The organism is uncultured Methanobrevibacter sp. (genome assembly GCF_902770715.1).
Classification (GTDB): Archaea; Methanobacteriota; Methanobacteria; order Methanobacteriales; family Methanobacteriaceae; genus Methanocatella.
The window spans coordinates 67703-85930 of record NZ_CACXTS010000003.1 but is presented as its reverse complement, the minus strand read 5'-3'; the positions used below and the strand labels follow the sequence as shown (position 1 = coordinate 85930).

24 protein-coding genes are annotated in these 18228 nt (G+C 35.6%); 14 read left to right on the top strand and 10 right to left on the bottom strand.

The window, feature by feature from the left end; translation table 11 throughout:
- Position 1: 1 nt before the first annotated feature.
- From QZU81_RS01720 to QZU81_RS01700, 5 genes are all read left to right on the top strand, one after another.
- Positions 2 to 1369, top strand: a complete 1368-nt coding sequence (locus tag QZU81_RS01720) for an MATE family efflux transporter (RefSeq protein WP_295589113.1) — start codon at positions 2 to 4, stop codon at positions 1367 to 1369.
- 294 nt (positions 1370 to 1663) lie between these two features.
- Positions 1664 to 2215 (top strand): DUF2284 domain-containing protein, encoded by a 552-nt coding sequence (locus QZU81_RS01715; protein WP_295589112.1) that lies wholly within the window; start codon positions 1664 to 1666, stop codon positions 2213 to 2215.
- Positions 2216 to 2223: 8 nt separating this feature from the next.
- Entirely contained in the window at positions 2224 to 2910 is a 687-nt protein-coding gene (gene npdG, locus QZU81_RS01710; RefSeq protein ID WP_292826129.1) for an NADPH-dependent F420 reductase, read from the top strand.
- 10 nt (positions 2911 to 2920) lie between these two features.
- The gene (locus tag QZU81_RS01705; RefSeq protein ID WP_292826132.1) at positions 2921 to 3406 is read left to right on the top strand and encodes a hypothetical protein; all 486 of its coding nucleotides are present in this window, start codon (positions 2921 to 2923) and stop codon (positions 3404 to 3406) included.
- A 30-nt stretch (positions 3407 to 3436) separates the two neighbouring features.
- Positions 3437 to 3766 (top strand): TIGR04076 family protein, encoded by a 330-nt coding sequence (locus QZU81_RS01700; protein ID WP_295589111.1) that lies wholly within the window; start codon positions 3437 to 3439, stop codon positions 3764 to 3766.
- On the opposite strand, the gene QZU81_RS01695 is transcribed toward QZU81_RS01700, so the two are convergent.
- Positions 3763 to 4386 carry a CatA-like O-acetyltransferase gene (locus QZU81_RS01695; RefSeq protein ID WP_295589110.1) on the bottom strand — a complete coding sequence of 208 codons (624 nt, stop codon included), beginning with the start codon at positions 4384 to 4386 and terminating at the stop codon, positions 3763 to 3765. The genes QZU81_RS01700 and QZU81_RS01695 overlap by 4 nt on opposite strands.
- Before the next feature lie 75 nt (positions 4387 to 4461).
- Between QZU81_RS01695 and QZU81_RS01690 the strand changes: the two genes are divergently transcribed.
- Together QZU81_RS01690 and QZU81_RS01685 are read left to right on the top strand one after the other, a co-directional pair.
- On the top strand, positions 4462 to 5793 hold the full coding sequence (locus QZU81_RS01690; protein WP_292826141.1) for an FAD-dependent oxidoreductase: 1332 nt from the start codon (positions 4462 to 4464) through the stop codon (positions 5791 to 5793).
- A gap of 27 nt (positions 5794 to 5820) precedes the next feature.
- A complete protein-coding gene (locus tag QZU81_RS01685) occupies positions 5821 to 6801 on the top strand; it encodes an Mrp/NBP35 family ATP-binding protein (RefSeq protein ID WP_295589109.1) in 981 nt (326 codons plus the stop codon).
- Here QZU81_RS01685 and QZU81_RS01680 read toward each other — a convergent pair.
- Together QZU81_RS01680 and msrA are read right to left on the bottom strand one after the other, a co-directional pair.
- On the bottom strand, positions 6788 to 7183 hold the full coding sequence (locus QZU81_RS01680) for a hypothetical protein (RefSeq protein ID WP_292852653.1): 396 nt from the start codon (positions 7181 to 7183) through the stop codon (positions 6788 to 6790). The two genes, QZU81_RS01685 and QZU81_RS01680, sit on opposite strands and share 14 nt — an antisense overlap.
- Positions 7184 to 7188: 5 nt before the next feature.
- Entirely contained in the window at positions 7189 to 8088 is a 900-nt protein-coding gene (msrA, locus tag QZU81_RS01675) for a peptide-methionine (S)-S-oxide reductase MsrA (protein ID WP_295589107.1), read from the bottom strand.
- Positions 8089 to 8225: 137 nt separating this feature from the next.
- On the opposite strand from msrA, the gene QZU81_RS01670 reads away from it, so the two are divergent.
- Both QZU81_RS01670 and QZU81_RS01665 read left to right on the top strand, forming a co-directional pair.
- Positions 8226 to 8423 carry a hypothetical protein gene (locus QZU81_RS01670; protein WP_292815897.1) on the top strand — a complete coding sequence of 66 codons (198 nt, stop codon included), beginning with the start codon at positions 8226 to 8228 and terminating at the stop codon, positions 8421 to 8423.
- Positions 8424 to 8432: 9 nt separating this feature from the next.
- A complete protein-coding gene (locus QZU81_RS01665; protein ID WP_292826152.1) occupies positions 8433 to 8702 on the top strand; it encodes a hypothetical protein in 270 nt (89 codons plus the stop codon).
- On the opposite strand, the gene QZU81_RS01660 is transcribed toward QZU81_RS01665, so the two are convergent.
- The 4 genes from QZU81_RS01660 to QZU81_RS01645 all read right to left on the bottom strand — a co-directional run bounded on the left by QZU81_RS01660 (position 8694) and on the right by QZU81_RS01645 (position 11048).
- Positions 8694 to 8972: a hypothetical protein gene (locus tag QZU81_RS01660; protein ID WP_292852647.1), complete on the bottom strand. Its 279-nt coding sequence runs from the start codon at positions 8970 to 8972 to the stop codon at positions 8694 to 8696. The two genes, QZU81_RS01665 and QZU81_RS01660, sit on opposite strands and share 9 nt — an antisense overlap.
- Positions 8973 to 9416 (bottom strand): SseB family protein, encoded by a 444-nt coding sequence (locus QZU81_RS01655; RefSeq protein WP_292826158.1) that lies wholly within the window; start codon positions 9414 to 9416, stop codon positions 8973 to 8975. It lies immediately after the preceding gene.
- A 2-nt stretch (positions 9417 to 9418) separates the two neighbouring features.
- Positions 9419 to 9907 carry a hypothetical protein gene (locus QZU81_RS01650; protein ID WP_292852644.1) on the bottom strand — a complete coding sequence of 163 codons (489 nt, stop codon included), beginning with the start codon at positions 9905 to 9907 and terminating at the stop codon, positions 9419 to 9421.
- Positions 9908 to 10094: 187 nt separating this feature from the next.
- Entirely contained in the window at positions 10095 to 11048 is a 954-nt protein-coding gene (locus QZU81_RS01645; protein WP_295589104.1) for a ketopantoate reductase family protein, read from the bottom strand.
- 196 nt (positions 11049 to 11244) lie between these two features.
- Between QZU81_RS01645 and QZU81_RS01640 the strand changes: the two genes are divergently transcribed.
- Entirely contained in the window at positions 11245 to 12690 is a 1446-nt protein-coding gene (locus tag QZU81_RS01640) for a GNAT family N-acetyltransferase (RefSeq protein ID WP_295589102.1), read from the top strand.
- Positions 12691 to 12897: 207 nt separating this feature from the next.
- Positions 12898 to 14625, top strand: a complete 1728-nt coding sequence (locus tag QZU81_RS01635) for a Na+/H+ antiporter NhaC family protein (RefSeq protein WP_295589100.1) — start codon at positions 12898 to 12900, stop codon at positions 14623 to 14625.
- 57 nt (positions 14626 to 14682) lie between these two features.
- On the opposite strand, the gene QZU81_RS01630 is transcribed toward QZU81_RS01635, so the two are convergent.
- Positions 14683 to 15390 carry a PD-(D/E)XK nuclease family protein gene (locus QZU81_RS01630; RefSeq protein ID WP_295589098.1) on the bottom strand — a complete coding sequence of 236 codons (708 nt, stop codon included), beginning with the start codon at positions 15388 to 15390 and terminating at the stop codon, positions 14683 to 14685.
- 88 nt (positions 15391 to 15478) lie between these two features.
- On the opposite strand from QZU81_RS01630, the gene QZU81_RS01625 reads away from it, so the two are divergent.
- From QZU81_RS01625 to QZU81_RS01615, 3 genes are read left to right on the top strand one after another with little or no spacing between them, the layout of a single operon-like run.
- Positions 15479 to 16006, top strand: coding sequence for a hypothetical protein (locus tag QZU81_RS01625; protein ID WP_295589097.1), 528 nt, complete (start codon positions 15479 to 15481; stop codon positions 16004 to 16006).
- A 29-nt stretch (positions 16007 to 16035) separates the two neighbouring features.
- The gene (locus QZU81_RS01620) at positions 16036 to 16578 is read left to right on the top strand and encodes a flavodoxin family protein (protein WP_292826179.1); all 543 of its coding nucleotides are present in this window, start codon (positions 16036 to 16038) and stop codon (positions 16576 to 16578) included.
- 32 nt (positions 16579 to 16610) lie between these two features.
- A complete protein-coding gene (locus QZU81_RS01615) occupies positions 16611 to 16847 on the top strand; it encodes a ferredoxin family protein (RefSeq protein ID WP_292826182.1) in 237 nt (78 codons plus the stop codon).
- Positions 16848 to 16869: 22 nt separating this feature from the next.
- Here the strand turns inward: QZU81_RS01615 and QZU81_RS01610 are convergent, their stop codons facing one another.
- Both QZU81_RS01610 and QZU81_RS01605 read right to left on the bottom strand, forming a co-directional pair.
- Positions 16870 to 17673 carry an NAD(+)/NADH kinase gene (locus tag QZU81_RS01610; RefSeq protein WP_292852628.1) on the bottom strand — a complete coding sequence of 268 codons (804 nt, stop codon included), beginning with the start codon at positions 17671 to 17673 and terminating at the stop codon, positions 16870 to 16872.
- A gap of 164 nt (positions 17674 to 17837) precedes the next feature.
- Positions 17838 to 18134, bottom strand: a complete 297-nt coding sequence (locus QZU81_RS01605; RefSeq protein ID WP_292826188.1) for a putative quinol monooxygenase — start codon at positions 18132 to 18134, stop codon at positions 17838 to 17840.
- Positions 18135 to 18228: the final 94 nt, after the last annotated feature.

Genomic DNA, 18228 nt, shown 5'->3' with positions numbered 1-18228 from the left:
AATGGCACAAAACAAAACTGAAGAAATTGACTTAATCGTAAACCATCCTAAAAAGGCGATAAATAAGTTGGCATTGCCAATTATTATCAGCAACTTGTTCATGACTCTAAACAACATTATAGATGGTATTTGGGTTGCGGGATTAGGTCCTGAATCTCTAGCTGCAGTTGGTTTTGTAACACCTCTATTTTTTGCGTTTGTCGGAATTTCCAATGGTTTGGGAGCAGGTTCAAACAGTCTGATAGCCAGATGCATAGGTGCTGAAAAGTATCATGATGCGGGAAACAGTGCAATTCATTCTATAATGTTATGCTTTATTGCAACCGCCATTTCAACTGTTGTGATTTTAATCATTTTGAAGCCTCTGCTTTTGATGATGGGCGCTGGTGAAGTGATAGATTATGCCTTATCTTATGGATATATTGTTTTGGGAGGCGTTTTTTCACTGTTCATTCCGGCAATGCTTGCTGCGATATTCAGATCTCAAGGTGAAATTGAAAGGGCATCCTATCCTTTGATGCTTACGGCCATAATAAACATGATTTTAGACCCGATTTTTATTTACGTAATAGGATGGGGTATTACCGGTGCGGCAATTGCGACAGTTCTTGCAGCAACTCTTGCAATGCTTCCTATGATTTATTGGATGTTTTATAAAAAGGATAGCTTTTTAGAAATTAGGTTAAGCGAATACAAAAGGGATTTGTCCATCTATAAAGACATTTTAGTTGTTGGAATCCCTGCCAGTTTGGAACAGTTCATTCTATCTTTCGTATCAATTCTAATGAACTATTGGCTGACTTTATTGTCCGGAACTGTAGCTGTGGCGGCCTATACCGCAACTTGGAGATTGATTTCCATTGGAATTTCCCCTTTGATAGGAATTGGGGTTGCCGCATTGACAGTTGGCGGAGCAGCTTACGGCGCTCGCAATCTGGATAATTTGAAGACCGCTTTGAATTATGGTGTTAAATTGGGTTTGATTTCATCAGTAATCATCTGTTCATTTTTCTTTATATTTGCAGAGCCGTTGTCATTTATATTTTCATATTCTGCAAGCAGTGCCGTACTGTCCGATAGGGTTGTTGAAGCTTTACGCATCTTATGTTTCTTCATACTGTTCATGCCGCTCGGTATCTTGGCGGGAAACATTTTCCAGTCAATGGGAAAAGGAACAATATCTCTGATTTTGACAATACTCAGAACTTTTATCCTGGAGGTGCTCTTTGCGGGATTATTCGCATTCGTATTTAATTTAGCTGATATTGGCATTTATATGGGCATTGTCTGCGGAATGGCACTCGGTTCAATTTTAGGATATGTTTATATTAATTATTACCTAAGAAAACACAAAAGCTATTTTAAATAGCATGTGCAATATTTTTTTGTCTTAATTTTATCAACGCTAAGATATTGTTGATAATCGATGATTGTTTAATGCATTCTATTGGGATTAGATGTAAATTTGTATAACTTTTATTTTTAGATATAAATTTTGAAATGTAAAAATTATATGTTAATCCTTTTTCTTTATTTTTTTTAAAAATTATACATAATTTTTTAAAATTTATGAATAAAATCCATTAAAATGAAAAATTATTATTTGTTTTTTTGATAAATTTTTCCAAAACCTTTATTATGTTATATTTAGATAATATTAATCATGTCAGAGATTAGGAAACTCACTGCAGATGTTGAGGTTCAACAGTTTTATGATGAATACGTTGATTTTGAAAAGGTCTCTAAATTATGCATTGAAGAGCAGGAAATGTTGGGATACAACTGGAATTATCCCCCATTCGATTTTGATGTCGATGATGTTTGGAATTCTTACGGTAAGCTTAAGATTATTGCATTCAAGATTGATTTTTCACAAGAGGAGCTTGAACACACTTTTTCAGATCAAGAACTTGATTTTGTTCTAAAACGCTTTGAAAGGCTCAAGGTCAAATTGATGAACGAAATATACATGATGGAAAATGAAGATTCATTAGGATTGTATCTGGGAAAATGCAACATGTGCATGAGATGTACAAGGGAATTCGGAGCCCCTTGCAAGATGCCATTTAAAATGAGATATTCTCTGGAATCATTGGGAGGAGAAGTAGACAGGGCTGTCGAAGACATTTTTGGCTATGAAATCCTTTATGCTCATGATGGTAAACTGCCGGAATATTTGATATTCGTAGGCGGGCTGCTATATGATAAAAAATAGGTGATAAAATGATTGTAAGTGTTATTGGAGGAACCGGACCACAAGGACTTGGAATTGCTGAAAGATTAGCTATCGCTGGTGTAGAAGTAATTGTAGGTTCAAGAAAAGAAGAAAAAGCATTGGATGTAGTTGCAAAAGCTAAAGAAGACTTAGCAGACTATGACCTAAATATGGTTGGAATGGCAAACGAAGACGCTGCAAAAGCAGGTGACGTATTAATCCTCACCGTACCATTAGCAGCACAAAAACCTACTGTCGAAGGAATCAAGGAATTCTGTACTGACAAAATAGTCATGGATGCAACCGTGCCATTAGAAACAGCAATAGGCGGAAAACCATTCAGATTTGTAGACCTTATGGAAGGATCTGCTGCTGAAAGAACTGCAAAAATCCTTGAAGGAACTGGCGCAAAAGTAATCTGTGCATTCTGTAACATTTCCAACTCACACCTTTCAAATATCCCTGAAGAAATCGACTGTGACTGTTTGATTGCAGGTGATGACAAGGAAGCAAAAGAGATTGCTGCTGAAATCATTGACAAAATACCAGGCATTAAAACAATCGATACCGGTATTTTGGAAAAAGCAAGAATCATCGAAAAAATCACCCCATTATTAATTGGATTAAACATCAAATACAAATCCCATTACGGTGGTTTAAGAATTACTGGAATTCCAGCACTTGACAAAGACTAATTTGATTAATATGGATTCATTTGAGGCATTGATTGGAAAGAACATTAATGAAGTTGCCTTGAATGAATCAACAACTTTTTTTATTGCTCCTCTGGAGTATTTTTATAAGAATTGCGGCAGGAGATATCCCGCTTCAAAGTTTAAGCTTGCAGATATGGATTACTTTAACCTGATATCCTTCAGTGACCTGTTCAAGTATGAATCTATTCTGATAATATGGTATGATGAAACAGGTTTGATTACCGATTTGGAGCACTATTACCTGAGCAATGACTTTGATGTCCTGTTTAAGGATTATTACTATATCAAGAAAGCTATTGATAATGGTGAAGCCCATAGATTGCGTGAAGGGGATACGAAATATTTGGGAGCTTCCCGTTTAAGTGAAAAGGTCGCCCAGCCGAATAGTGATAGCCTGGCCAATAGGCGCGAATTTGTTTTAAAAAAGAAGTATCTGCAAAAAATCCTGAATGAAATGGGCTTCAGGTGCATGTGATTTTATACTTTGGACAACATATTATCTAATATGAAGAAAGTTAAGATTACAATTTTAAAGACTACATTTCAGGAAGATTTGGCTAAGGAATATGGTGTTGAAGGCTTGTCAACCTGCCCGTTGATGAAGGAAGGCGAAGTGTATTATGCCGATTATGCCAAGCCCGATGGATTTTGCGATGAGGCCTGGAAAGCCATCTATCAGTACGTTTTCGCATTGGCTCATGGCGCTAATGATATCTGGTACTATTCCGACTGGATAAAGACTCCAGGTGTTGCTATTGTAAGCTGTAATGACGGGCTTAGGCCGGTTATCATGAAGCTTGAAGCTACTGACATCGAATCAAAAGCTGAAGACTAGAATCTGTCGAATTCCTTTTGGGCGTTTTCATAGAAGTATCCCAATTCACGTCCATTGACAAATATGTGGCTTACGGTTATTGACACGCTCATCTCGTAGTTCTCATTGACTTTTCCCCATGTAATCAACGGCTGGATTGCAGCACCGTCAACAACACAGTTTGTAAGCATGTCGAAGTCAATCCAAGGTATGCATGAAAAGTTGGCGACATTTGTCAAATCTCTTTTTTCCATTTCTATGAAATATCCTTCCATTTCACCATTTAAAATGTTTGCTGAAAGATCTTTGACGTAGTCATGCCATTCGATAATGTCTCCAAATTCCTGAGGAACCTTAACTCTCATTTCCTTGTAGATGTCATTATCCTCATCCATAATTGGAGTCAATCCTTCCAGGTAATCATATTCAATGGCTTTCCTGTCTATTATCCTTCTTTTAAGATTGGGAACGGAATTCACTGCATTCATCAGGCATCCCAGACTCATAATGAAAAATGACTTGTCATTTTCATGACACCACTTCCACAACTTTTCCACATTTACCCGTGCAGACACTGCATATCTTGCGGATAAAAAATTAATAAACGGATTTGCATCTAAATCAAATTCAATTTCTCTCATTTTTAAACCTTAATCTTTTTATATTATTTTTTAATATAGTATATATTGTATAAATTATAAATGGTTTTGTTAATAATGAAAGTAGTAATTGTAGGTGGTGGAGCTGGTGGAATTTCTACAGCTTCAAACATTCGTAAACTGAATAAGGATATAGAGATAACAGTTCTCACAAGAGACAATAAGGTTGCATATTCCCCATGCGCTATTCCATACGTATTGGCAGGAATAATCGAAACTTTTGATGATATCGTAATGAGAACTCCTGAAGATTATAAGGACAAGGACATTGAAGTCATCACTGAAGTTGAAGTAACTGGAGTCGATTCAGACAAAAAGACAGTTACCTATGAGAAAAATGGTAAAGAAACTGTCATGGATTATGATAAATTGGTTCTTGCTACCGGAGGTAATCCGTTCATCCCTCCAATGCAGGGTGTAGACCTTGATGGAGTATTCAAGATAAGAAACATTGAGGACGGTATGAAAGTGCAGGAAGCTATGAAAGATGCTAAAAGCGCAATTGTAACCGGTGCCGGTTTAATCGGTATTGAAATTGCATTCGCACTTAAAAAAAGAGGATTGAATGTAATCTTAAGTGAAATGATGCCTCAAATCGTTCCAAGATCAATCGATAAGGACATGTCAGACATTTTGGTTAAATATCTTGAAATGGAAGGAATTCAAGTTGTTTTGGGCAAACCTATTACCAAGCTGCTTGGTGATGGAAAAGTCGAAAAGGCATGCTTCGGTGATGAAGAGCTTTACGATGCAGACATGGTTATCATGGCGACAGGCGTAAGGCCTGAACTAGAATTGGCTGAAATGGCAGGCTGTAACATAGGCAGATGGGCAGTAATTGTTAATGACAGGATGGAAACATCAGTGGAAGATGTTTACGCAGTAGGCGATTGCGTCGAATCAAGAGATTTGATTTTAGGTTCAAATACAATTTCCCACTTAGGAACTACTGCAGTAAGGCAATCCAAAACATTGGCACGTACAATCTGTGGCAAAAAATCCAAATTCAACCCTGTTTTGAATTCAATGGTTTCAAAAGTTGGAAAATTGGAATTTGGTGCTGTAGGATACACTACAAGCTTTGCTATGCAAAACCAAATCAGGCCTGTCGTACAAAAGGTACAAGCACTTACAAGAGCTAGATACTATCCTAATGCAAAACCTATGGATATCAAAGTTATTTGTGATGGAAATGGAACCATTATCGGTTGTCAAATCATTGCGGAAGAAAGGGTAGCTGAAAGAATTGATACAATGACATTAGCTATTACAGAAGGTTTGACCTGCTTTGATTTAAGCAATATGGAATTTGCTTACGCACCACCAGTATCAATGGTTACAGATCCATTAATCCTTGCTGTTGAAGAAGTTAGTAAAAAATTCAGTTAAATAAATAAAAATTTTGGAGATGATATAATGCCTGAACATGGACACGGTCATCATGGTCACGGAGGCCAAATGACACCTGAACAACAAAGACAGATGATTGCACAAGAATTGAGACTTGCTAAAAACTTAGGTCAAATCAAGCATAAGCTAGTTGTTATGAGTGGAAAAGGAGGAGTAGGAAAATCTACCGTAGCGGCTAACATTGCTGAAACCCTGCAGAAGTTAGGTTACAAAACCGGTATTTTGGATGCTGATATTCACGGACCAAACATTCCTAAGATGTTGGGTTTGGAAATGTATGGTGAAGCATTCAGCGAAAATCAGTTTGAAACATTCAGACAAGTCACTGAAGAAAGGCTTGCGGAAAAAACTTTTGAAAGCGATGAAGAGAAATTGGCATACATTGAAACAATTAAGCAAGAGTTTAACACTACAATGTTTCCTGTAACACTTCCAAGCGGCCTTAAGGTAATGTCAATGGCATTTTTGCTTGAAAGCATCGACACACCAATCATCTGGAGAGGACCTCAAAAGACAGGTGCAATCAAACAGTTGATTTCCGATTGTAACTGGGGCGAACTTGACTACTTAATCATTGATAACCCACCTGGAACAGGTGACGAACCATTAACAGTTTTGCAAACCATTCCTGATGCTGATGCAGTTATTATGGTAACAACACCTAACGTAGTATCACAGGAAGATGTTTTAAAATGTGTCAAGATGGTTGGAATGATGAATATCTCAAAAATCGGTCTTATTGAAAACATGGCATATTACATCTGTCCTCATTGTGATGAAAAGCTTCACATTTTCGGTGAAGGCAATGGAAAAGCTTTTGCTGAAGAGATGGAAATTACCTACCTGGGCGATTTGCCTATTGAGGAAAAGGTTTCCAACTCACCAAACGAAGATGGTGTAATCGCAACAATTGACCCTAACGATGAAGTTTCAAAAAGATTCGTTGAAATTGTTGAAGATATTCAAAAAGAGTTCATAGAAGAGTAGTTCCGATAACGTAGCTTACTCTTGCTATATTTACGATGTATCCTAAGAAATTAGGATCTTCCTTTAATTTTTTATAATTTTCTAGTTTTACTATTTCATATTCCTTATTTTCAGCCATATCATTGAGTGAAAAGTAGTCCATTCCGGTGAGATATTCCGCTTCATCGGTGAAGATGGGAACTAAGTATTCTCCATCATTTGCATATGGGATTTTGACGGGTTTTGAATCTTCAATTGATATTATGAATTCTTTATCCTTGATATATTCCTTAATTTCAGATTCGGTTTTATCGATTGCAGATTGATTCTGGTTCTCTTCATGCATGTAAATCATGTTAATATGACCTTTTAACTCCGGATGTTTGATTTCTTCTATTTTCATTGTATCTATTTTTGATGTTCATCGTTATTTAATTTTTTCAAGTATTCCTCTTTTGGTATGAATTTCAAGGCAGCCGAGTTGATGCAGTATCTTGGAGAGCCTCCGGGCCCGTCATGGAAAAGATGGCCCAGATGGGAGTTTGATTTTGAGCTTCTCACTTCAATGCGTGTTGTCCCATGTGAAAAGTCCCGGTTCTTTGTGATTGCATCTTCATTGATTGCCTTTGAAAATGCAGGCCATCCGCAGCCTGAGTCGAATTTGTCCTCTGAAGAGAATAGAACTTCGCCATCAACCACATCTACATATACACCATCTTCAAAAAATTCATCATATTTTCCGCTGTAAGGAGGTTCTGTCATTGCAAGCTGTGTTATTTCATACTCTTCTTTGGTCAAATGGTCGAATTCTTCATCATCTAATAGATTTAAATCGATATGACAATATCCCTGCGGATTTCTTTCCAGGTATTTTTGATGGTAAGGTTCTGCAGGGTAAAAGCTGCTGATTGGTTGGGCTTCGATTACAATCCTTTTTGATGATTCCCTTTGCTTTCGCTTTAAAAAATCCAATACTATATCCCCTTGACAGTCCTCCTGCCAGTAAATGCCTGTACTGTATTGTGTTCCGACATCAGGCCCCTGACGATTTTTGGTGTAGGGGTCAATGATTGAGTAAAATCTTTCTAAAATTTCTTCCAATGGGATTATTTTAGGATTATATGTTGCTTTGACGGTCTCTGCATGGCCGGTTTTGCCGCTGCATACCTTTTCGTATGTCGGTGCCAAATCCCTTCCATTAGCATATCCGACTTCAGTCTGGTTCACCCCTTTCAATCGGGATATGAAAGCTTCAACTCCCCAAAAGCACCCTCCAGCCAAATATATCACTTGCAATTTTTCAAACATGTTTAATAATTTTATTTGCTATTATTTAAATTTTTAATTTAACAAACGGGTGATTGAACTATTTGGAAATTCAATTTCCGGCATAAAGCTTTTTAATTATTAAAATCATAGTTATATTATAAATTGGAGGAAATCTCATGTTTTACAGTACTATAATGAAAATTGATTCAATTGATAGGTTAAGAGATATTAGAGATGCTTTACTCGTAGAACAAGGTATCAATCCTACTCGTCAAGGTGAACAAGCTATTAAGGTTGTTGTAGAAAGGATTGATGAAATTCAAGCAACTTTAGATAAATCCGCTACTAAAAATTTAAACAGAAACAGAAAATAAGTGATTTTTGTGATCAGAATTGTTACAACTGGTAGGCGATTGCTTAGAAAAAGAATGTATAATTCACCGCACAAGCGTCATAGAAATGCCCGATATTATCGTGAAAATAAAAACTTAGTGAAAGCCCACCAGGAAAAATTCAAGGACATGAACGGGCCTAGAATAAGACGCAAAAGAAGACCTAAGCGTGAAGTCGTATCCGGATTTAAGATGTCCTATAGATACAAGTATTATCAAAAAGATTTGATAGAAGAAGAGAACATAGAAGAATCAGAATAATTCTTCTAAAATATCTTTTTTTGAAAAAACCTTCTTTTCATTGTGAATGTCTAAAATAATGCCTGAAAAAGCATCATCATTTTTTGAAAGTTCCTTAAATAATTCAACAGAAACTTCACAAGGTTCGTAACCTTCCAATTCAAGATATTCATATCCCTTTTCATATTCTTCAAGGCTTGAAAAGACAATTATCTTAAAGTCATCGAGACTTCCTGTGACTAAGAAGTCCTTTTCATGGTCTTCGCCGATTGCAGGACATATGAATTTCATCTAAAAGCTCCCGTTTCTGTCCATATTGAAGTTTTGTGAATGGGGATTGATCACAAAGCCCTGAAAATCCTCATCCTCTTCGGCCATTTTTGCGATATCCTCTGGTGTGACTACCTTCATTTCAAGCTTATCTAAGAACAGTTTGGAAATCTTTGCGCTTCCAACGGCATATTCTCTAATGTCGGTAAAGACAGGGATGATATACTCTTTACTGGATTCTGTTAAGGTCAATTTGACAGGCCTTTCAAGCTCATCGATTAAAGTGAAGTATATCTCATTGGGATATGTCTTTTTGATATTGTTTTTAACGGCTTCAAGCTCAACTGCACTTTCGCTTTTGAGCTTTTTCGCCATATCAGCATATATCTGAATGTACTCTTTGAGCTGGCTTTTTGAAGCCTTGACGTTGTTTTTCTGATAATCTTCGTAGTCTTTAGGATCCATATCTATTCACTGCAGTCGTGTACATCTTCACTTGCAATTACAAAGTCCCATTGAGGTGCATTGATTGCAAGACCTATGAAATCTTCGTCTTCAGAGTGGTCAGCTATTATTTCTGCACCGGTTTTTTTATCTAAAGCAAATTCATTTTCACCGAATTCTTTTTTGAATTCTTCAATAGCAGTTTCCGCTTCTTGCTCATCGGTAAAAACAGGTATTACAAATTCTTCAACATCATCATCTTCATCGCTGATGATTAAAGCGACAACCTCTTTATCTTCACTGTTTGCATTGGATGCAAAAATCAATTCTTCATTGAATACGCAATGTTCGATTTCATGATAGATTTCATTCATCTCATCGATTTGTGCTTCGTTTTCATTTTCAAATGCTTCATCAATGTCGTCGTTGGTTTCAAGGTATTTTTCTATTTTTTCGTCTAAATCATCATCAAGTTCAATGAATCTTTCAATTAATTCTTTAAGTTCGCTCATAATATCACCATAATAATCGTTAAAAAAAGTTTTTAAAAACAAATGAACATTCTCTTCCTAAAAACACCACTAAAGGAATACAAACGAATGCTCATTTCAACCATCACCATTGTTCATATTATAAAAAAATAGTATATAACAATATGAACAATACTATTTATGATTTTAACCTATATAAAGGTTAAGGTTAATCAAAGTCACTTTCAATAGCTTTTATTAAGTTATAGATTATCTTATTTGTTGTTACATCAATGTTGTTTTTCTCACCTAGGTCAATAACTTTGCCAGTCAGTGAATCGATTTCCGTTTTTATTTTCCTTTGAATGTCCTGATGTGTTGATGAATAATGATTATATGTATCTGGAACCAGCTTTGAGTAGAAGATGTCTTTGTATTCCTCCGGACTGTTCCATAATGTGGAATATCCTGATGCCTTTATGACATTGAATATTTCATCAATAATATTGTTCATCAGATCTATGGTATACTCATTTTCAGTGAGATTTCCATAGTTGACATCCAGTATGGCTCCCAACGGATTCAATGAGCAGTTGTAAAGCATTTTTGCCCATAGGTACTTGTCGACTTCATCTGTAAGTTCACACTTGATTCCTGATGCTGTTATCATGTCAGCTATTTCCTGCAGCTCTGACGGATTTTCGCCCTGCAGGGAACCGATTAGAATAGGTTCGGTATATACGGTCACTTCGCTGATGTGCCTTTCCGGACGTGTAAAGCCTGTGATGACCCGTGCAGAGAAGACCTCTTTTTTTGAAAAGTATCTCAAATAGGGTTCATCATTTCCAAATCCGTTCTGGAAAATAATTATTCTAGCGTTTTTCTTTAGAATCTCCCTATTTTCGTTTAGTTTTTTGGAGATGTCGTCATTTGCAGTAGTCTTTGATGTGATGAATATATAATCGTAGGCGTTTTTTGGTATTTCACCATAATCTTCATATACCTCAAATTCGTTTGGAGTAAATGAATAGTGTGCAAATAATCCTGTTCTTTTAATTCCATTTTTGCGGATTGCATCTGCGGTCTTTCCCCGAGCAAATATGCTTAGATTTGCATCTTGTGATAATGCTGATGCCGCTAGTCCGATTCCAACTGATCCCGCACCGATAACTAAAATATTCATGATAAACATTCCTCCAATCAATGATATTAATTATCTAATTGGATACTATAAATTTATTTAGGTGCTTCTAAAAAACCGCTTCTTAATACTTATTTTAGGCAATACAAAAATTATCGTTCTTAGTTTTACCTAAAAAAGAATTAATTTAAATATAAGTTCAGATTAATATTAATTTAATTAAATTCTGGTGAATTCAATGGATGAAATCAATTTTATTATAAGGGATGATGGCACCAGGAAGGCCTTTTTGAGCGAGGATTCCTTTGATATCTTAGAGATTTTGAAAGAGGATTATCCGTATATCTACGAATCAATCAATGATGAGAGATTCATTTTAAAGTATGGGCAATGCAATCTCTTTAAGGAGTTGCTTTGTGATAGGAAGGTTGTAGGATTTTGTTCATATGACTTTTCAAGGGAATTTCTAACAGTCGCCTTGAATAACATATATATTCTTCCTAAATTCAGAGGAAACGGTATTTTCCTCAAGGAGCTTGAAAATACGATGATTGAACACAACAAGCCAAGCATAATGGAACCGACCCGCCTTGTTGTTGAACTGTTAATCAAGTATGGCTTTGCCTGCAAAATCAATGACAGTCTTGTTGCAAGTGCAATTGAATTTATTGTTCCTGGAAGCCATGTCCTTTCCAATGGAGGATATGAAAATGAGGAACTTTCAACTCATTTCTATGATCTTGAAATTTCAGGATGCATTCATGTCCTTGACGTTGACGATGCCCATATTGCCTACAGTGCCCCATTGAATTATGATATAATCCATTACGATTGCATTGAAAAGAGGGAAAAAATGGATGATTCATACTTTAAGGGGATTAGTGAAATATTCAAAAGCAATGACTTGAACTTTATGGATATTCTGCTCAATCTTGAAGAAAGACTTCCGGTTAAAAACTACACTCTCGAGGAGGTCATCGGTGATGAAAGCGGTTTTTCACCATATATCCAATCCCTCATTGACGACGGGCACGTAACTCATCAGAGGGCGTTGGAGATAAAGCAGCAGATCAGGGAAGAATATGAGGCTGGGATGGTACTGAATGAATCATTGCTTGTCAGGCTTGCGTATCTCTTTGAGGATAGCAATGAACCAAAGATCAAATCGCATACGGACATCTGCCCATATTGCAGCATGCCTATCGACAGCCACGACAGGTTCTGCCATTTCTGTGGAATCAATTTGGACTGTGACCTGGAAGAAATGCAAAGCAATCTTATTTCATCAATAAATACATCAAATGTCAATTTCAAAGAGGATATTCGATTTGTTGCCTATAAGTTTCTTAAATTGATTGATGAAAGGATAGACTTGGACTATTCAATATTTACAATAGAAAACACATATGATGTCAATTGGTTTGAACTGAATCAATTTTTGGAAAGAAATGATTATTTCAGGGATAATTCCATTACTCCTGAAGGCTATGATTTCATGAATGGCCATCCCCTCCACTTTTGGGAAAGGTATCATATGGATATTGTCAATTACACAGACTTCGAAAAGTATTTCTATAGTCATGAAGATTCAAATCCGATTGAACGATGCCTGTCTTACTTAAGGCAGTTTAAAGATGATGATTGCGTTTTGGAAATTATTTCAGATCTCGAAAAGGATATGTAGTAATACTTTGTTTAGATTAGAAATGATTATTTTTTTTTAATTTATATTTTTGTTAAATTCTTATTTTTAATTTATAACCTTTTTATATGATTAAAATTATAATATAAATTATACATAATAAGTTAATCTTATTAATTTAGAATTTCTTATTAGTATGGATTAATTCATTTAATTTTAATAAAATATAGGAAAATGGTGTGATAATAAATGGATAGAAATATGAAAATAGGAGTAATTGCTGCTGTTTCAATTATAGCTCTTTTCGTTTTATCTCTATTGATTTCTTCAGCACCTGCCGGTGACGACAATGCTGTAAGATTCGGCATATTAACATTATTGCCTCCTCTTGTTGCTATCGCTTTGGCGTTCATTACAAAAGAGACAGTCTTATCATTGTTTATCGGTGTATTTGTTGGAGAATTCATGTTATGTGTAAATGATTTAAACATCGTTTCCACTGCAGTAAATGCATTCCTTCAGTTAGGAACTGACATCATCGGATGTATGGCTGACCCATGGAATGCAGGTATTGTTCTTCAATGTTTACTTATTGGAGGTATTATCCAATTGGTAACCAAAATGGGTGGTGCAAAAGCGCTTGCTGATGCATTCGCAAAAAGAGCAAACACTCCAAGAAAAGCTCAATTATTCACTTGGTTATTAGGTTTATGTGTATTCTTTGACGATTATGCAAACTCCTTGATTGTAGGTCCTATCATGAGACCTGTTATGGACAAATTACATGTATCTAGAGAAAAATTAGCATTTGTAGTAGACGCAACTGCAGCTCCTGTAGCTGGTATTGCAATCATTTCCACCTGGATTGGTTTGGAAATAAGTTTAATTGCTGCTGGTTTTGAGTCTGTAGGCGTAACCAATGTAACCGGTTTTGGAATATTCTTGCAAACTATTCCATATAGGTTCTATAACATATTCATTTTGATTTTCATTGTAATTTCTGCTTTGACATTATACGAATTCGGTCCAATGAAAAAGGCAGAACAAGCTGCTCGTGCTAGAAAAGAAAACGAAGAAATTATTGTTCCTGAGGCTCCTGGTTTTGATGAAGTAAAACCTGTAGAAGGCATCAAATTATCCGTATGGAATGCAATCATCCCAATCGGTACATTGATTATCGGTGCGCTTATCGCATTCTACTGGAGCGGATACACCACTATATTAGGTGGAGAAGATCAGGCTTTGATTACCTTGATGAAAACAGCTCCTTTAAGCTTTGACGGTATTTTCCAGGCATTATCTCAATCTGATGCTTCCGTAGCTCTTTTCCAAGCTGCACTTTTAGCTTCTATTGTAGCTATCGTAATGGCTGTCGGTGAGAAAATCCTCACTATGGAAGAAGCTATCAGCGAATGGGTTGGAGGCATGAAAACCATCGTTATTACCGGTGTAATCCTTCTTCTCGCTTGGTCATTAGGTACCGTTATCGGAAATATCGGAACCGCTGATTATCTGGTAGGTGTCTTAAGTAATGCACTTCCTGCATTCATCGTACCTACATTGATTTTTATTTTAGGTGCTTTGATTTCATTCGCAACAGGTACATCCTACGGTACAATGAGTATATTAATGCCTCTAGCAATTCCTCTTGGTTGGGCGATCAGTTCAGGAGACATGTCCTTTACAATCGTCTGTACAAGTGGAGTATTGACTGGAGCTATTTTCGGGGATCACTGTTCACCGATTTCAGATACAACAATTCTCTCATCCATGGGAACAAGCTGTAACCACATAGACCACGTAAGTACACAAATCTACTATGCAATCTTTGTTGCATGTGTGGCAATTTTCATCGGTTACATCCCAGCAGGTTTAGGAGTTCCATTCTACATATCCTTACCAATTGGTATTGTCGTAATGTATGTTGGACTTAGAATATTGGGTGAAAAAGTGGACTTTGATGAAGTTGGGGCATAGACCCTCACTTCTATATTTTTTTAGTTTTTTTTAAATTTTTATGCATTCCTAAATATTTCAATATGCTCCGCATATCTCTTTATAGGTGCAGTATTTGCATAAAAACTGTCTTCTGGCAGGAAAATTTCCTTTGTTTATTTCATTTCTTACATGGTGAAGAATATCAATAGCTTTGTTTATTTCTTCATCATTCAAATATTTGCGCTTGTTGTCTTCATCGCATACATCCAATAACCTCAAGCGGCCATTTTTAGTAAAAAATATCCCCACGCTGGAAACGCTTTTTCCACATACGTTTTCAACAAGCAACTTATAGTAGCATAGCTCTAAGCGATATTTGGAAAAGGAACTGGATTTTGAAGTCTTGTAATCCACAACAACCAAATCACCATTTTCATCTTCTAGGATTATGTCACATATTCCGGAAAACCTGTTTTCCTCATCCAAAAGATACTCTTCCTGGCAAAATAGCTTGTAATCATTTTCAACAAATACCTCTCTAAAAAAAGAACTCAGATTATCAATGTGATCAGTCAAATCATATCCGATATCTTCCTCATGGGCAATCTTTAGGAGTTCATTTGAAATGTCAACATCATCCAAAGCATCTCCAAACTTCTGCGAAAACTTATCAGCAATCAAATGAACATCGCTTCCAAGGGCCATATATTTATTTTCGGGAACTTCAATCTCATCAATATATTGAAATTTAAACTCGAGAGGACATTTAAGATATGTATTGACTTTAGATTTTGATAATCTCATACATTAAAGTTTATAAAAACTTTTTTAAATAAATTATTATTACTTTAAATACTTTAATTTTAATATAGTATAATAAGGTGAATTTATAATGAAAAAATTATACGCATTACTTGCTATATTGATAGTTATTTATGTCGTATTTAATGTAAGCGGTATGGCCGCCAGTTTGGATAACAATAACGTCACTGATAATGTTACTGATAATGTTACTGAAAATCTGACAGACAATACAATATATGTCGGAGCCAGTAGTTTTCCTACCCTGGATGATTTCAATGATAGTTATTTGAATGATACAACAACCAGCCTGGTCGATAAGGATGGAATGGCAATTTATGTTTCAGAGATTGACAATTCAGAAAGCATAGAAAATATCTACAACAATTTCATTGGCAGTACTGCACATACATCAACCCAAACCATAGACCAGAACGGAGTAACTACATACTTTGTATACAATACCGGTTCGGAATCATATGATGCGGACATATTCTTCAATAAGAATGGACAAAATTATCAAATTTCAGGTGATGGTATCCCATTGTCTAACAGTGATTACTTCATAAATCATTGTAAAACAATTATTGACACATTGAATATTACTTCAACAAGTTAAACTAATAAATTTTCGGAGAGTAGTTAAAAATGAAAATTGTAGCACTTCAAGCAAGTCCGCGTAAAGGCGGAAACTGTGACGTATTGATGGATGAAATGATAAAAGGAATCGAAGAAAACGGTGGAGAAGTAGTTAAATACTACTTGGAAAATCAGGAAATTGCACCATGTAAAGCATGTATGTACTGTGCTGAAAACCCTGAATGTGTACGTGCAGATGATGGAAATAAGATTCTTGATGAATTGGTTGCCGCTGATGGAGTAATATTTGCAACTCCTGTTTACTATGGTCAAATGTCCGCTCAAGGAAAATTGATTATTGACAGATTCTACAGTATTGGTCAAAACCCAGATAAAAGCTTATCTGGTAAAGCAGCTTTGATATTTACCGAAAATCAGCCTGAAGGAACCTATGCTGACTATATTGAAATGACTAAATTCTCACCATTCACATTCATGGGATATGAAGTGATTGGCCATGTGGATGCGGGCAGTGCAGGTCCTGCAGGAATTGTGGCTGAAGAGCAAGAAGATAAGTTAAAAGAAGCTTATGAGTTAGGTTTAAAATTCTAAACCTATTTTTTTCTATTTTTTGGAGACTTTAGATGGGTCTTGGTTCATTATTCAGGCGAAATAAAAATAAGAAGGAAGAAGAAACTGTTGATTGTCACATTGACATTAACACGGTTGATTGCGATGGATGTGAGAAATGCAGCATTGCATGCCCAAATAATGTTTTGATGATAGTTGACGAGGTATCAACAGTACGTGATGCTCAAGTTTGCAAAAGCTGTAAAGTGTGTATGGCAATTTGTCCTAATGACTGCATTACTGTTAATTAGTTCTTGAATAAATCTATTTTTTTTAGTTGATATTCTCACGTATCGTATCAATGAAGCTTGCATCCTCAAGTTTGATTATTTTTGTAAGCTTGTCTGACTTTTCAATCTTGATTACATCGCCGTTAAATACTTCTATAGGATGGCCATCATATAATACGAATGATGTTGTGCTGTCCCTTATTTCGGTAATTCTGATTTCAACTGTTGAATCATCAGACAATACAATGCTCCTGTTGATTACTGTATGGGGGGCTATTGGTGTCAATGTTAAGATTTTTGCTGTAGGATCCACAATTGGTCCGCCGCAGGATAGGTTATATGCGGTTGATCCTGTTGGTGTGCAGACTAATATTCCATCAGCAGTATAGGAATTTATAATCTTGCCGTCTACAAGTACATCAAATCTGACAACTCCTAATATGTTTTTTGAAATTCCGATTTCGTTTAGGGCTTTAGGAATCTTTTTGATTTCACCATCTTTTCTCACAATTTCTCCTTCAAGCATCATTCTTTCTTCAATATGATAGTTTCCGTTTAATAATTCAATCAATGCATTTTTCATATTATTTGATTTAATTTCAGTTAGAAATCCTAAAGTTCCGGTATGTATTCCTATTATTGGTTTTTCACAGGATAGTCTGGCGGATTTAAGAAATGTGCCGTCGCCTCCAATGGAGATTATAAGGTCACTTTCAGATATTTCATTAGTTATTTTAATGTTAAGTTCCTTGGAAATTCCAATGAGTTTTTGTTCTGTTTTTAGGGCATTGGGATTTCTACCGTCTGTATTAATGAATACTTTCATGGATGTAATTATTAATCTCATGTTAAATAATTTTTTCCAACAAATTTAATCAGATTAAATTAAATTATTCTTCAATTATTTAAGGAGTTATATTAAAAACAGTTAATTTAATCAGATGGTTTTTAAAGATAATGGAAGTAAATAAAAAAAAGTAGAGTTTTAATGTAGATAATCTACATTAACTATTAAAATTTGATTTCTTTAGCATCAATAACTTGGATGTCCATATTTTTAACGAATTCTTCACTTTCTTCTCCAAAGTTCAAGAAGTGTGGTGAACCCATGTGTTTTTTGAGTGCTTCAGGACTTTCCCATTTTTCAACAAATGTTAATTCATCGTCTTCTGATGACTTTAACAATCGGTACTCAATGTTGCCTTCTTCTTGTAGGGTTTCATAGATTAACTCATTGGCGAGTTCTATGATGGTGTCCTGACATCCGTCTTTAGGTTGAATTTTAGCTAATACTAATATGAAATCCATAACTACTCACCTAATTGATAATATAATTTTCATATTACTTAAATGATTTTAATTGACTTTTCCAAAAATACATTAATTAAAAAACAGATATATT

Bases quoted from the DNA above. Each gene is read 5' to 3' on its own strand.
- QZU81_RS01660 (WP_292852647.1), bottom strand. From the start codon at position 8,972: ATGAAATTCATATGTCCTGCAATCGGCGAAGACCATGAAAAGGACTTC.
- QZU81_RS01640 (WP_295589102.1), top strand. From the start codon at position 11,245: ATGGATGAAATCAATTTTATTATAAGGGATGATGGCACCAGGAAGGCC.
- npdG (WP_292826129.1), top strand. From the start codon at position 2,224: ATGATTGTAAGTGTTATTGGAGGAACCGGACCACAAGGACTTGGAATT.
- QZU81_RS01680 (WP_292852653.1), bottom strand. From the start codon at position 7,183: ATGAAAATAGAAGAAATCAAACATCCGGAGTTAAAAGGTCATATTAAC.
- QZU81_RS01620 (WP_292826179.1), top strand. From the start codon at position 16,036: ATGAAAATTGTAGCACTTCAAGCAAGTCCGCGTAAAGGCGGAAACTGT.
- QZU81_RS01630 (WP_295589098.1), bottom strand. From the start codon at position 15,390: ATGAGATTATCAAAATCTAAAGTCAATACATATCTTAAATGTCCTCTC.
- QZU81_RS01655 (WP_292826158.1), bottom strand. From the start codon at position 9,416: ATGGATCCTAAAGACTACGAAGATTATCAGAAAAACAACGTCAAGGCT.
- QZU81_RS01685 (WP_295589109.1), top strand. From the start codon at position 5,821: ATGCCTGAACATGGACACGGTCATCATGGTCACGGAGGCCAAATGACA.
- QZU81_RS01615 (WP_292826182.1), top strand. From the start codon at position 16,611: ATGGGTCTTGGTTCATTATTCAGGCGAAATAAAAATAAGAAGGAAGAA.
- QZU81_RS01625 (WP_295589097.1), top strand. From the start codon at position 15,479: ATGAAAAAATTATACGCATTACTTGCTATATTGATAGTTATTTATGTC.
- QZU81_RS01635 (WP_295589100.1), top strand. From the start codon at position 12,898: ATGGATAGAAATATGAAAATAGGAGTAATTGCTGCTGTTTCAATTATA.
- QZU81_RS01645 (WP_295589104.1), bottom strand. From the start codon at position 11,048: ATGAATATTTTAGTTATCGGTGCGGGATCAGTTGGAATCGGACTAGCG.
- QZU81_RS01700 (WP_295589111.1), top strand. From the start codon at position 3,437: ATGAAGAAAGTTAAGATTACAATTTTAAAGACTACATTTCAGGAAGAT.
- msrA (WP_295589107.1), bottom strand. From the start codon at position 8,088: ATGTTTGAAAAATTGCAAGTGATATATTTGGCTGGAGGGTGCTTTTGG.
- QZU81_RS01705 (WP_292826132.1), top strand. From the start codon at position 2,921: ATGGATTCATTTGAGGCATTGATTGGAAAGAACATTAATGAAGTTGCC.
- QZU81_RS01720 (WP_295589113.1), top strand. From the start codon at position 2: ATGGCACAAAACAAAACTGAAGAAATTGACTTAATCGTAAACCATCCT.
- QZU81_RS01670 (WP_292815897.1), top strand. From the start codon at position 8,226: ATGTTTTACAGTACTATAATGAAAATTGATTCAATTGATAGGTTAAGA.
- QZU81_RS01605 (WP_292826188.1), bottom strand. From the start codon at position 18,134: ATGGATTTCATATTAGTATTAGCTAAAATTCAACCTAAAGACGGATGT.
- QZU81_RS01695 (WP_295589110.1), bottom strand. From the start codon at position 4,386: ATGAGAGAAATTGAATTTGATTTAGATGCAAATCCGTTTATTAATTTT.
- QZU81_RS01610 (WP_292852628.1), bottom strand. From the start codon at position 17,673: ATGAGATTAATAATTACATCCATGAAAGTATTCATTAATACAGACGGT.
- QZU81_RS01650 (WP_292852644.1), bottom strand. From the start codon at position 9,907: ATGAGCGAACTTAAAGAATTAATTGAAAGATTCATTGAACTTGATGAT.
- QZU81_RS01690 (WP_292826141.1), top strand. From the start codon at position 4,462: ATGAAAGTAGTAATTGTAGGTGGTGGAGCTGGTGGAATTTCTACAGCT.
- QZU81_RS01715 (WP_295589112.1), top strand. From the start codon at position 1,664: ATGTCAGAGATTAGGAAACTCACTGCAGATGTTGAGGTTCAACAGTTT.